Genomic DNA, 12,938 nt, shown 5'->3' with positions numbered 1-12,938 from the left:
ATTCGTTACCCGAGGGCGCCGCTCGCCCGGAGCGCGTCGAAACCGGCGCCGTCGAGACCCAGCACTTCCTCGAGCACTTCCTGCGTGTGCTGGCCGAGGGTCGGCGGCGCACGGTCGGACTGCATCGGCTCGTCGCCGAACCGGATCGGGTTCGCGATACCCGGGACGGCGCCGGCCAGCGGATGCGGCAGCTCGACGCGCATGCCGCGCGCGACGACCTGCGGGTCTTCGAACACCTGCGCGATGTCGTTGATCGGCGCGCACGGCACCTGTGCGGCGTCGAGCGCTGCGAGCCAGTCGCGTACCGGCCGCGCCTCGAGCTTCTCGCCGATGATCCGCGCGAGCGCGTCCGCGTGCTGCACGCGCGCCTCGTTCGTGCGAAAGCGCGGATCGTCCGCGAGATCGGGAAGACCGATCGTCGAGGCCAGGCGCCTGAACTGCTGATCGTTCCCCACGATCAGCATGACATAACCGTCTTCGCACCTGAACGTGTCGCTCGGATACACCGTCGGCAGACGATTCCCACGGCGGGTCGGCACCTTTCCCGAGACGAGGTAGTTCATCGCGACCGCCGACAGCGCCGAGACCTGCACGTCGAGCAGCGAGAGGTCGAGGTGCTCGCCGCGCCCCGAATGCTCGCGGCGCGACAAGGCCGCCTGCACCGCGATCGTCGCGTACAGCGCGGTCATCGTGTCGGTGAGGGCGATGCCCACCCTGACAGGACCGGCGCCGGGCGCGCCGTCGGGCTGGCCGGTGATGCTCATGAGCCCTCCCATCGCCTGCACGATCGTGTCGTAACCGGGTCGTGCACTGTAGGGACCCGTCTGGCCGAAGCCCGTGATCGAGCAATAGACGAGCTTCGGATTGATCGCCGACAGGTCCGCATAGCCGAGACCGTATTTCTCCAGCGTGCCGACCTTGTAGTTCTCGATCAGGACATCGCTGGCTGCGGCGAGCTTGCGGATGAGCTCGCGTCCGGCAGGCGTGGCGAGATCGACCGTCACCGAGCGCTTGCCGCGATTGCACGAGAGATAGAACGCGGACTCGCGCGTGGGCTCGCCCTCCTGATCCGGGAGAAACGGCGGGCCCCACGCGCGGCTGTCGTCGCCGCTCACCGGCCGCTCGATCTTGATCACGTCGGCGCCGAGGTCGGCGAGGAGCTGGCCGCACAACGGACCGGCGAGAACTCGCGACATGTCGAGCACGCGGATGTCGCTCAGCGCGGCGGTCTTTTCGGGGTTGCGGTTCACAGGGCCGGGTTTCGGGTGAGAATCCCCAGTGTGACACGGGTTCCGGTGCACCAGTGGACGTTCCGTTGACTGGAACGTCGATCAAGAGCGGAGATGTGGGTGATGCGCGGTGTCGATCGTACGCTGGCGGTTTTCGAATGCTTCTCGGCAGCCTCGCCGAAGCTTTCGTTGCAGGAGATCTCGAATCGCATCGGGCTCGCGAAATCGACGACGCATCGCGTGGTGAGCAGCCTCGAAGCGAGCGGCTATCTCGTTCGCCTGCGGGATCAGCGTTACTGCCTGTCGCTCAAGTTCGCGCGGCTCGGCGGGATCGCACAGGACACACTCGACGTGCGCCAGGCGGCCCGGCCGTTCATGGAGGCGCTGGCGGACGCTTCGGGCGAGAGCGTGACGCTGTTCAGTCTCGAGAAGCAGGAGTTCGTCTGTCTCGACGTGGTGACGACGCCGGCGCCGCTGATGAGTCTCAACCGCCCCGGAGACCGGGCGCCCCTCGGCCTCGGCGCAGCCTCGCTCGTGCTGCTCGCGCATCTGCCGCAGGCGGAGCTGAAGGCGGTGCTGCCGGCGGTCGCGCGGCGCGTGAAGCACACGCAGCGCGACCTCGTCTCCATCCTCGCCAACGTGCGGCGCCAGCGCTACGCCGTCTCGCACGGCGGCAACATCCCCGGCATCAGCTCGCTCGGCGCGCCGGTCTCCGGCGCCGACGACGCCGTCCGGCTGAGCCTCAATATCGTGATGCCGACCGCGCGCGTGCAGGGGCGCGTCGCGCCGCTGCTCAGGCTGTTGCGTGAAGCCGCGAGCCAGGTCTCCAGCGGTCTGGGCGCCAGCGCTCCTAGGAACCTTTGAACTTCGGCCTGCGCTTCTCCCGGAAAGCGTTCACCGCTTCCTGGTGGTCGTGCGAGACGTTGGTGATCGTCTGGTAGGCGATCGCCGCGTCGATGATCGCGGGCGCCGCCTGCCGCAGCGGAATGTTGATGCAGGTCTTGGACCAGCGGATGGCCCTGGCCGCACCGTTGACGAGCTTGTTCGCGAAGTAATCGACTTTCTCGTCGAGCCGGTCCGCGGGCACCGCGTAATTGATCAAACCGATCTCGACCGCGCGCTTCGCGTCGAGCAGGTCGCCGGTCAGCAGGTACTCCTTGGCGCGCGCGTAGCCCACGAGCTGCGGCCAGATCAGCGCCGAGCCGTCGCCCGTCACGTAGCCCATTTTCACGTGCGGGTCGCCGATCCGAGCGGTATCCACCGCGACGGTGATGTCGCAGAAGAGCGCCAGCGTCGCGCCGAAGCCGACCGCGTCGCCGTTCATGCGGCAGATGAGCGGCTTCTCCAGCTCGAGCAGGCTCGAGATGATGCGTTTCATCTCGGCGTTCTTCGGCGTCATCAGCTCCGGATCGTCGATGCGGCTCTGCATCAGCGGAATGTCTCCGCCGGCCGAAAACGTGTGGCCGCTGCCGGTGACGATCGCGACGTCGCACCCGGGGTCGCCCTGGACCTCGTAGAACACCGACGCCATCTCACGATGCAGCGTGCGGCTCATCGTGTTCATCGGCGGGTTGTTCAGCGTCAGCACGAGCAGCCGTCCGCGCCGCTCGACCTCGATCTGTTCGTAGTCGTACATCGCTAATCCAGCTTGAGGCCGATCGCGCTCACGAGCTTCTTGTAACGCGCGAGGTCCTTCCTGAAGATCGCCGCGAACTCCTCGGGGCTGGCGGTCGTGCTCTCGTCGGCGCCGATGGTGTCGGTCAGCTTCGATCTGAGCGCAGGATCGCGCAGCACGGCGGCGATCTCCGAATGCAGCCTCTGGACGATCGCCGGCGGCGTGTCGGCGGGCGCGAAAAGGCCGATCCATGTGGACATCTCGAAACCGGGCAGGCCCGCTTCGGCCGTAGTGGGCACTTCGCGTATGGCCGGGAATCGCCGGGGCGCCGCGACCGCGAGCGCCCGCAGCCTGCCGCTCCTCACATGCGTGATGATCGTGCCGGTCGTGTCGAAGCTGACCGAAGTCTGGCCGGCGAGGAGGTCCGGGATCGCCTGCCCGGCGCCCTTGTAGGGGACGTGCAGCATCCTGACCGACGTCGCCAGCATGAACATCTCGCCGGCGACGTGCGGGGTGCTGCCGTTGCCCGCGGAAGGAAACGAGAGCTTGCCCGGCATCTGCTTCGCGAGCGCGATCAGCTCGGACAGCGATTTCACCGGCAGCGAAGGATGCACCGCGATGAGATTCGGAATCGACGCGAGCAGGGTTACCGGTGCGAAAGCTTTTTCGGCGTCGTAGGGCAGGTTGCTGTACATGAACGGCGCGATCGCGTTCGTGCTCACCGCGCCGGCGAGCAGGGTGTAACCGTCGCCGGCCGAACGGGCCACGACGTTTGCCGCCAGGGTGCCGGTCGCACCCGGGCGATTCTCGACGATGACCGATTGGCCCCAGCGCTCGCTCAGCCGCGTCGCCACGACTCGCGCGACGACGTCGTTGCCGCCGCTCGGCGGGAAGCCGACGAGCATGCGCACCGGCTTGGCCGGATACGATTGCGCCGACGCTAGCGGCACAGCGCAGATCGTCGCCAGCAACGCCGTGAGGCCATAACGCCCACGCCTCTGCTCGTTCATGAATCCTCCTCGTTGTTATCGCACTCTCGAAGCGAGTGTGGCATGCGAAGAGGCCGCAGGCTCGGGGTTCCGCTCACTGGAATGCATGTGCGCGTATTACGCGTACGCATACCCCTATTCGAAAAGCTTCTTGGAGTTCCGCGCCGCGCATCTCCTATCATCGCCGCTGCGTGTCACGCACCGAACAGCGGGCCTTTGAGGAGTTATCCGTGCGCGTCAAAAAATCAACTGCGCCGATCGGCGCCGAAATCTTCGACATCGACCTGTCCAACGGCCTGGACGATGCCGCGTACGAGGCCGCCGCCGCGGCGCTGCACGAGCACGAAGTGATCGTCTTCCGCGGGCAGAAGCTCACCGCGGCGCAGCAGATCGCCTTCAGCCGCCGCTTCGGCGACCTCGACGTGAACGTCCGCTCGGAGTTCAACAAGGACGGGCATCCCGAGGTCCTGATACTTTCGAACATCCAGAAGGACGGGAAGCCCATCGGCGTGGTGGATGCCGGCCGCTACTGGCACACCGACCTGTGCTATCTCAAGCGCCCGGCGCGGACGACGGTGCTGCACGCGCTCGAAGTGCCGATGAACGGGAGCGAGCCGCTGGGCGACACGCTCTTCTGCAGCGAGACGCGCGCGTACGACGCCCTGCCGGACGCGATGAAAGCGCGCATCGCGGATCTCAAGGCGGTGCACAGCTATCGCTATACCTACGAACAGAAGGCCAGGGACTTCAAGCTGCGGCCGGGACTCGGCGAGCGCGGCACCGACTGGCTGCCGCCCGATGTCGTGCACGACGTGGTGCGCCGCCACCCGGTCACGGGCAGGAAGTGCCTGTACGTGAACGAGGGCTACACGACACGCATCGTGGGACTGCCGAAAGAGGAGAGCGACGCGCTGCTGGCGCAACTCAAGGCGCACGCGACACAGCCGCAGTTTCAGTACACGCACAAATGGCAGGTCGGCGATCTGCTCATGTGGGACAACTGCGCGGTACAGCACAAGGCCGTTCCGAACTACGCGCTGCCGCAGCGGCGGCTGATCGAGCGCACGACGGTGCTCGGGCCGGCCGAGATCGGCACGCTCGCATGAAGCTGCGCCGTGCGCTGGGCGTGCTGCTTTGCGCGGCCGGCGGTTCGTGGGTGAGCGCGCACGCGCAGACCGCTGCGACAGGCTCGGGACAGGCCTATCCGGTGAAGACCGTCCGCGTCGTCGTCCCGTTCGCCGCGGGCGGCGGCACCGACAGTCTCGCGAGGGTGGTGGGACAGAAGCTCCAGGAGTCGCTCGGGCAATCGTTCGTCGTCGACAATCGGCCCGGTGCGGGCGGCACGATCGGCAGCGAGATCGCCGCGAGAGCCGCGGCAGACGGTTACACGCTGCTCGCGGTGAACGCGGGTCACGTCATCAACCCGCATCTCTACAAGAGCCTGCCCTACGACACGATCGCCAGCTTTGCGCCGGTCGCGCTGTGGGGCACGGCGTCATACGTGCTCGTCGTGCATCCTTCGCTGCCGGCGAAGTCGGTCAAGGAGCTGATCGCGCTCGCCAGGGCGCGGTCCGATCTCACGTTCGCATCGTCGGGCAACGCGAGCACCACGCACCTCGCCGCGGAGCTGTTCAACCACATGGCGAAGACGAAGATGACGCACGTGCCGTACAAGGGCGGCGGCCCGGCCAATACCGCGCTCGTGGCGGGTGAGGTGTCGTGCTATTTCGGCAGCATCGGCGGCTCGCTGCCGCACATCCGGTCGGGGCGGCTGCGCACGCTCGCAGTGACCGGCGGCAAGCGCTCGTCCGCGCTGCCCGGCGTGCCGACGATCGCGGAGTCGGGCCTGCCGGGCTACGACATCACCGGCTGGTTCGGCATGCTCGCGCCGGCGGGCACCCCGCAGGATGTGGTCGGCGCGCTGAACCGCGAGACGAACCGGGCGCTGCAACAGCCCGATGTGAAAAAGCGCCTGCTCGAAGCCGAGGGCGCGGACCCGGCGCCGCTGTCGCCGCACGAGCTCGCGCAGTTCATCGGTGCGGAGCTGAAGAAATACGCGCAGGTCGTGCGGACCTCCGGCGCGCGCGTGGACTGACGCGATGCGCCTCGCGATGTACAGGCCGAAGCACGAACGCGACAGCGGTTGGCGTGTCGGCGCCGTGGTCGATGAGGCCATGCTCGACCTACACGCCGCGGCGGCAGACATGGGCGTCGCGCTGCCTGCCAGCGTCCTGGATCTGCTGCGCGGCGGCGACGAAGCGCTGGCGCACGCGCGCCGGGTGTACGAGCGGGCACGGGCCGGCGATGCGCACCGGTTGCCGCTCGGTGCGTGCGTGCTCGACGCGCCGCTGCGCCCCGGCAAGCTCATCACCCTGGCGCGCAACTATCACGAGCACGTGGCGGAGCACGGGCTCACGCATACCGGCAAGGTGCCCTCGGCCTCGATCAAGGCGACCTCCTCGCTGACCGGGCCGTACGACGACATCGCACGGCCGGCGGCGGAGCGGGAGCTCGACTACGAAACCGAGCTCGCGGTCGTGATCGGGCGCCGCTGCAAGAACGTTCCGCAGTCGCGCGCCTACGACGTCATCGCGGGTTATACCGTCCTGAGCGACATCGTCGCGCGGCAGGTGCTGAAGATCGAGCGCGCCGCCGGCAACCAGTTCCTCGGCAAGATGTTCGATTCGTTCGGTCCGCTGGGACCGTGGCTCGTCACGAAAGACGAGATCGAAGACCCGATGAACCTCACGATCTCGACCCGAGTCAACGGCGAGCTGCGCCAGCACGGCAACACCGGCAGGATGATCTGGAAGATCCCGCAGCTCGTCGCGTATTTCTCGCAGGCGACGCTCGAGCCCGGCGACATCATTTCCACGGGCACGCCCGCCGGCGTCGCCGCGGGCCGCAAGCCGCACGAATCGCGGTGGTTCCTGCGTCCCGGCGACGTGATCGAATGCGAAGTGGAAGGCGTGGGGCGGCTGCGCAATCGGATCGTCGAAGACGACAGCGGACCGGCGAGCTGGGACTGGACGGCATGAGCTTTCGAGCAGGCGGCATGGGAAAACTATTCTGCGGCGCGGTGGCGCTGGTCGTGCTCGGTTCGCACGTCGTTACGGCGCATGCGCAAGCCGGAGCGCAATATCCTTCGCGCGCCATTCGCATGGTCGTGCCGTTTCCGCCGGGCGGGTCGGATACGGTGGCGCGCCTCGTCGCGCGCCGCATGAGCGATACGCTCGGCCAGCAGATCGTCATCGACAACCGGCCCGGGGCCGCGGGCGTGATCGGCACGCAGATCGTGTCGCAGGCCGCGCCGGACGGCTACACGCTGGTCTTCATCACCGCGTCGCTCACGATCACGCCGGCGACGACGAAGCTTCCGTACGATCTCACCAGGGATTTCTCCGCCGTAGCCCCGGTGGCGACGGGGCCGCTGGTGCTGGTGGTCCATCCCTCCGTGCCCGCGAAGAGCGTCGCCGAGCTCGTCGCGCTTTCGAAAGCGAAGCCCGACGCGCTGAACTACGCGTCGAGCGGCACCGGCAGCATCACGCACCTCGCCGCCGAGCTTTTTCGCTCGATGACGGGCGCCGCCATGACGCACGTTCCCTACAAGGGCACCGGGCCCGCGCAGAACGAGCTGCTGGCCGGCCGCGTGCAGGCCATGTTCGGCGTGCTCGCGCCGGCGCTGCCGCACGTGCAGGCGGGAAAGCTCCGCGCGCTCGGTGTAACGAGTGCGACACGCTCGAAGCTCGCGCCCAATGTGCCGACGATCTCCGAATCCGGCGTGAAAGGCTACGAAGCCGCGACGTGGTACGGCATCCTCGCACCGGCCCGCACGCCGGCGCCCGTCGTGCAGACCGTGGCGAAGCACGTGGCGATGGCCGTTGCGGACCCGGAGGTCTCCGACCGGCTCACGACGATCGGTTTCGAGCCGCTCGGGCCGATGTCGCCCTCGGCGTTCAAAGGCTACGTCGCGGCCGAGATCGCGAAGTGGTCGAAGCTCATCAAGCAGGCGGGTATCGAACTGCAGCAGTAACCAGTCTTCGCATTCAAGGAGAGTCCCGATGAAGATCACGCCGCTGGGCAATGTCATGGGCGCCGAGGTGACCGGGGTCGACCTGACCCGTCCGCTCGACAAGGCGGACCGCGATCGGTTGTACGAGGCTTTCGTCGAGCACCTGCTGCTCTGCGTGCGCGACCAGCGCTTCGGCGACGTCGGTGCGTTCCTCGATGCCGCGCGCCATTTCGGCACGCCCAAGGTGCAGCACATGGAGTCCTACCGCTCGGACCGGTATCCCGAGGCCGGCGTGGTATCGAGCGAAGATCGCGACGTGAAAGACGGCAAGCGCATCATCCGCGGCACGATGTTCCACACCGACGAGAGCTTCATCGCGGAGCCGCCCAAGGCGACGGTGCTCTACGCGGTCGACATTCCCGGCAAGGGCGGCGCTACGCGCTACGTGAACATGCGCATGGCGTACGAAACACTGGACGCGGACACGAAGGCGCAGGTCGACAAGCTGACGGCGGTCCACTACTACGGCAAGCAGCGCCCGGGCCGCAAAGTTCCCTCGCTCACCGACGAGCAGATGAAGAACACGCCGCCGGTGCGGCACCCCGTCGTGCGCACGATCGACGAAACCGGCGCGAAGGCGCTGTATGTCCACGAGACGATGACCGACTACATCGTGGACATGGAGCCCGCCGCCAGCGAGGCGCTGCTGCGGCGGCTCTACGACCACAGCACCAGCAACCCCGCGCTCCAGTATCACCACCAGTGGCGCACCGGCGACTTCGTCATCTGGGACGATCGCGCCACGCTGCACGCCGCGACCGCCGATTACGCCGAAAACGAGAAGCGCCTGCTCTATCGCACGATGATCAAGGGCGACGCCACGCACTGAACGCTGCGGGAGCAGCGGACGCCTCCGGCGTCAGACGTCCCGGAAAAACGATACGATTGCGGCTTTCATCGTTACGTCCGCGCGCCGTTCGATCGGCGGCGCGACGCATCCGGAGAACGCGCATGAAGATCACCCGGGTAGAACCCGTCCTCGTCCGCACGCCGCTGAAGCTCGACGACGCCCAGCCGCACGCCGGCGGATTGCCGAAGAGCGACGTGCACACCGTGCTCGTCAGAGTGGACACCGACGAAGGCGTGACCGGCTGGGGCGAGGCTTTCTCCAACGCCGGCTGGCAATCGACGGTCACCGCCGTCGCGCAATTGATCGCACCGCGCGTCGTCGGCAAGGACCCGTCGCACATCGCGCAGATCCAGGCCGACCTGCATCGCGGCCTCTACAACACCGGCCGCAGCGGCCCGACGGTGTTCGCGATCTCGGGTCTCGACATCGCGCTGTGGGACATCGCCGCCAAGCGCGCGGGGCTGCCGCTCTACAAGATGCTCGGCGGCAGCGCGCGCGAGAAGCTGCCGGGGTATGCAAGCCTGCTGCGCTATGGCGATGCCAAGGTCGTGGCGCGCAAGACCAAAGAGGCGATCGATCGCGGTTACCGCTACATCAAGCTGCACGAGAACAAGACCGACATCGTGCGCGCCGCGAAGGAAGTGTGCGGCGAAAAGGTGCCGCTGATGATCGATTGCTCGTGCCCGTGGACGGTGGACGAGGCGATAGCGATCGCGCACGAGTGGTCCGGTATGAAGCTCGCGTGGATCGAGGAGCCGATCTACCCGCCCGACGATCACGCCGGCCTCGCGCGGCTGCGCAACGCGAGCGTCACGCCGATCGCGGCGGGCGAGAACATCTCGAACTTCATGGAGTTCAAGCGCCTGTTCGAAGCCGGCGGCGTGGGCATCGCGCAGCCGAGCATCACCAAGATCGGCGGCGTGACCGAGATGCGCAAGATCTTCGCGCTCGGTGAAGCGAACGGAGTCGTCGTGGTGCCGCATTCGCCGTACTTCGGCCCGGGCCTGCTGGCGTCGATACACGTGTGCGCGGCGAGCGCGCGCGAGATCCCGATCGAGCGCTATTACTGCGATTTCACCGACAATCCCTTCGGCGATCAGATCATCCCGAAGGACGGCGACTTCGCCGTGCCGCAAGTGCCGGGGCTGGGACAGGACCCCGACCCGGACCTGGTCGAACGCATGCGCGTGAAGTAGCGATGAGCGGGGCGACGGGCGCACCGGACGCGAAGGAGCAGAGCTTCGCGTTCGTGCTCGTCAGCATGCTGGCGGGCCAGGCGTTCGGCACGATCGCCACCATGACGCTGCCCGCGCTCGCGCCGGCGGCGAGCGCGGACCTCGGAATCTCTTCTGCGCTGATCGGCTATCAGATCAGCCTCCTCGCGGGCGCGATGCTCGTCTCGCTGCTGCTCGGGGGGAACCTGAGCGTGCGCTGGGGCGCGTGCCGCGTGACGCAGACCGGCCTCGCGCTGTTGGCTGCGGGATGCCTGATTGCGACCGGGCCGCATGCCGCGTTTTTCTTCGCCTCCGCGATCTTCCTCGGCCTCGGCTACGGGCTGCTGAGTCCCGCAGCCTCGCATCTGCTCATGCGCTACACGCCGGCGCACCGGCGCAACGTGCTGTTCTCGCTGAAGCAGACCGGCGTGCCGATCGGCGGCATCGGCGTCTCGCTCATCGCGCCCGCGGTGGCCACGCTGTTCGGCTGGCGCTGGGCGCTCGCCGTCAGCGCGGCGATGCTGGCCGCGCTCATCGTGGTGCTTCAAACGAAGCGCGCGCGCTGGGACGACGATCGCACGCCTGACGCACCGGTGGTCGTCAACCCGCTGGAAGGCCTCACCACGATCTGGCGCCAGCGCGCGCTGCGCAATCTGGCCGTCGCGGGCGCTTTCCTCGTGATCCCGCAGATCGGGCTCACGACCTTCACCGTCGTGCTGTTCGTCGAAGAGGCGGGCTATTCGCTCATCGCGGCAGGGCTGGTGCTGACGGCCTCGCAAGTCGGCGGCGCCGCGGGACGCGTGTTCTGGGGCTGGATGGCCGACGTGACGCGAAGCTGCTACAGCGCGCTCGCCATTCTTTGCGGCGTGATGATCGCGGCCGCGCTCGCCTGTTACCTGGTCACGCCGGCGTGGCCGCTGCCGCTCGCGTGCCTCGTCTTCTTCGTCTTCGGCTCGACCGCGAGCGGCTGGAACGGCGCCTTCATGGCGGAAGTCGCGCGGCTGGTCCCGTCGAAGCTCGTCAGCCGCACGACCGCCGGGGCGCTGTTTTATGTGAACATCGGCAAGATGGTGGGGCCGCTCGTCGTCGCCAACGCGTACGCCTGGTCGGGGCGCTATGCCGTCGCGTTCGCCGGCCTCTCGGTCGTAACCGCCGCGGCTCTGGCCTGCCTGCTCACCGCGCAGGCGCGCAGCGTAGTCATCGTAAGCACAACGAAATGAAAGGAAGCAGCACATGAATCTCGATCTCAAGGGGAAATCGGTATTGGTCACCGGCGGCAATCGCGGCGTCGGGCTCGGCATCGCGCTCGCGTTCGCGGAGGAAGGCGCGAACGTCGCCATCTGCGGCCGCGACAAGGCGGCGCTCGCCGAAGCCGAAGCGAAGATCGCCGCGAAGGGCGTGAAGGCGAAAGCGGTCGCGGTCGATCTCTTCACCGCCGAGGGCTGTCTCGCCGCGGTGCAGGCGGCGGTCGATGCGTTCGGCGGTCTCGACGTGCTCGTCAACAACGCGTCGACCTCGGTCAGCGGCAACATCGAGACGCTCGACGACAACGGCCTCATGGAACGGCTGCAAGGCAAGACGCTGGCGTACATGCGCTGCTGCCGCGCCGCGCTTCCGCACCTGCGCAAATCGGGCCGCGGCCGCGTGATCTGCATCGCCGGCACCGCCTCGCGCAATGCAGGCGCCACCGCGCTGCCCAGCGCGCTCGGGAACTCGTCGATCACGGCTTTCGTCAAGCAGTTCAGCACGACCGTGGCGTCGCAAGGCATCACGGCGAACACCGTGCACCCGCCGTTCACCAAGACCGATCGCTATCCGAAGCGCCTCGCGGCGCGCGCGAAGGAGCTCGGTGTGAGCGAAGCCGAGGCCGAGAAGAGCTTCGTCAAGCAGTTCCCCATCGGCCGCCTGATCGAGCCCAAGGACATCGCGCCGCTGGTGCTCTTCCTCGCCTCGCCGCATGCGGCGGCGATCACGGGACAGGTGATCGCGGTCGACGGCGGTTCCACGCCTGGGATCTATTACTGAGGCGAGTCGTGCCGTCCGCATCGTGGGAAGCGAGCTGACGCAGGTCCACGCGTATGTCATCCTAGCCCTGACAACGATGAGTCAACCGCAGGGTTGAACCCATTGCCCGGCTGTAAAGGTGCTAACAACAATCAGCAGGGAGGATCTGACGTGAAGCTCAGTCCGTTCCTGGCGGCGGCGACCGTCACTCTCGTCGTGACACTCGCCACCGACGCTTCGCAAGGCGCCGCGCAAGAGGAAGTCCTGATGCCGGAGGTCAACGTGCGCGGCCAGCCCGCGCTGCACCCGCACCACCCGCAGGACCCCACCTACTCGTCGCCGCCGATCGGCTGCGCCGAAGTCGTCACGCCCAGTGCCCCCGTCGCGGGGTTCGCCTTCGCGAATGCGGCGCGTGCGAAAGAAGGCACACCGGTCATCCCCGATTTGAACAACCCGTCGAGCGCGTCGGATTTCGGGAGAAGGCGCGCGTACGAACAACATCCCGCGACGCCTCCCGGTCGAGAAGGAAAACCCGGATGCGGCCTATGAGTCTGCAGGTCCGATCCCGAACCCCGATGAAGCGCATTGCGCTCGTTGCCGGAGCGACGATCGCCATCGGGATGACGTCAGCGCTCGCCGCGACCCGAGGCACGCCGCAGGAAGAGGTCCTGATGCCGGAGGTCAGCGTGCGTGGCCAGGCCGTGGACCGGCAGCACCCGCAGGACGGCATCTACGCGGAGCGTCCGCTCGGCTGCGTGGAAGTCGTGACGCCGAGCGGGACGACGGGCAGCGAAGTAGGCGGCTACTTCCTGGCGCGGAACGCTCCCGAAGGCATTCCGGTCATACCCAGCCTGAACGACCCGACCAGCGCGTCCGACAATCACCAGCGCGGCACGGCGGTCTATCACCAGTCGGAGAAGACGCCCGTCGGCCAGGAAGGAAAGCCCGGATGCAACCGGTAACCA

The 12,938-nt window shown here is 67.6% G+C and carries 14 protein-coding genes; 11 read left to right on the top strand and 3 right to left on the bottom strand.

All coding sequences use genetic code 11. The annotated features are described in order from the left end of the window. Window positions 1–5: 5 nt before the first annotated feature. On the bottom strand, window positions 6–1,250 hold the full coding sequence (locus tag VHP37_17860) for a CoA transferase (GenBank protein ID HEX2828225.1): 1,245 nt from the start codon (window positions 1,248–1,250) through the stop codon (window positions 6–8). A gap of 102 nt (window positions 1,251–1,352) precedes the next feature. Here VHP37_17860 and VHP37_17855 point away from each other — a divergent pair, with 102 nt between their 5' ends. Then, a complete protein-coding gene (locus tag VHP37_17855) occupies window positions 1,353–2,093 on the top strand; it encodes an IclR family transcriptional regulator (protein ID HEX2828224.1) in 741 nt (246 codons plus the stop codon). On the opposite strand, the gene VHP37_17850 is transcribed toward VHP37_17855, so the two are convergent. After that, a complete protein-coding gene (locus VHP37_17850) occupies window positions 2,080–2,865 on the bottom strand; it encodes an enoyl-CoA hydratase/isomerase family protein (protein HEX2828223.1) in 786 nt (261 codons plus the stop codon). The two genes, VHP37_17855 and VHP37_17850, sit on opposite strands and share 14 nt — an antisense overlap. A gap of 2 nt (window positions 2,866–2,867) precedes the next feature. Further along, on the bottom strand, window positions 2,868–3,854 hold the full coding sequence (locus tag VHP37_17845) for a tripartite tricarboxylate transporter substrate binding protein (protein ID HEX2828222.1): 987 nt from the start codon (window positions 3,852–3,854) through the stop codon (window positions 2,868–2,870). A gap of 209 nt (window positions 3,855–4,063) precedes the next feature. Between VHP37_17845 and VHP37_17840 the strand changes: the two genes are divergently transcribed. The 10 genes from VHP37_17840 (at window position 4,064) to VHP37_17795 (ending at window position 12,935) form a co-directional block, all read left to right on the top strand. Further along, window positions 4,064–4,939, top strand: a complete 876-nt coding sequence (locus tag VHP37_17840; GenBank protein ID HEX2828221.1) for a TauD/TfdA family dioxygenase — start codon at window positions 4,064–4,066, stop codon at window positions 4,937–4,939. Beyond that, window positions 4,936–5,928 (top strand): tripartite tricarboxylate transporter substrate binding protein, encoded by a 993-nt coding sequence (locus VHP37_17835; protein ID HEX2828220.1) that lies wholly within the window; start codon window positions 4,936–4,938, stop codon window positions 5,926–5,928. The genes VHP37_17840 and VHP37_17835 overlap by 4 nt, the downstream gene beginning before the upstream one ends. A 79-nt stretch (window positions 5,929–6,007) precedes the next feature. Continuing rightward, entirely contained in the window at window positions 6,008–6,871 is an 864-nt protein-coding gene (locus VHP37_17830) for a fumarylacetoacetate hydrolase family protein (protein ID HEX2828219.1), read from the top strand. Window positions 6,872–6,888: 17 nt separating this feature from the next. Beyond that, complete coding sequence (locus VHP37_17825; GenBank protein HEX2828218.1) at window positions 6,889–7,866, top strand: tripartite tricarboxylate transporter substrate binding protein; 978 nt, start codon at window positions 6,889–6,891, stop codon at window positions 7,864–7,866. 28 nt (window positions 7,867–7,894) lie between these two features. Beyond that, the gene (locus tag VHP37_17820) at window positions 7,895–8,734 is read left to right on the top strand and encodes a TauD/TfdA family dioxygenase (GenBank protein ID HEX2828217.1); all 840 of its coding nucleotides are present in this window, start codon (window positions 7,895–7,897) and stop codon (window positions 8,732–8,734) included. Between the two features lie 122 nt (window positions 8,735–8,856). Continuing rightward, window positions 8,857–9,951 (top strand): mandelate racemase/muconate lactonizing enzyme family protein, encoded by a 1,095-nt coding sequence (locus VHP37_17815; protein HEX2828216.1) that lies wholly within the window; start codon window positions 8,857–8,859, stop codon window positions 9,949–9,951. Window positions 9,952–9,953: 2 nt separating this feature from the next. Continuing rightward, window positions 9,954–11,189, top strand: a complete 1,236-nt coding sequence (locus VHP37_17810) for an MFS transporter (GenBank protein ID HEX2828215.1) — start codon at window positions 9,954–9,956, stop codon at window positions 11,187–11,189. Between the two features lie 13 nt (window positions 11,190–11,202). Then, the gene (locus VHP37_17805; protein ID HEX2828214.1) at window positions 11,203–11,994 is read left to right on the top strand and encodes an SDR family oxidoreductase; all 792 of its coding nucleotides are present in this window, start codon (window positions 11,203–11,205) and stop codon (window positions 11,992–11,994) included. 150 nt (window positions 11,995–12,144) lie between these two features. Then, window positions 12,145–12,522, top strand: a complete 378-nt coding sequence (locus VHP37_17800; protein ID HEX2828213.1) for a hypothetical protein — start codon at window positions 12,145–12,147, stop codon at window positions 12,520–12,522. 26 nt (window positions 12,523–12,548) lie between these two features. After that, a complete protein-coding gene (locus tag VHP37_17795; GenBank protein HEX2828212.1) occupies window positions 12,549–12,935 on the top strand; it encodes a hypothetical protein in 387 nt (128 codons plus the stop codon). The last annotated feature ends 3 nt before the right edge of the window (window positions 12,936–12,938 follow it).

The organism is Burkholderiales bacterium (assembly GCA_036262035.1).
GTDB lineage: Bacteria > Pseudomonadota > Gammaproteobacteria > Burkholderiales > SG8-41 > JAQGMV01.
Note: the sequence above shows the minus strand (reverse complement) of the source record. Positions and strands in the feature narration are given on the sequence as shown.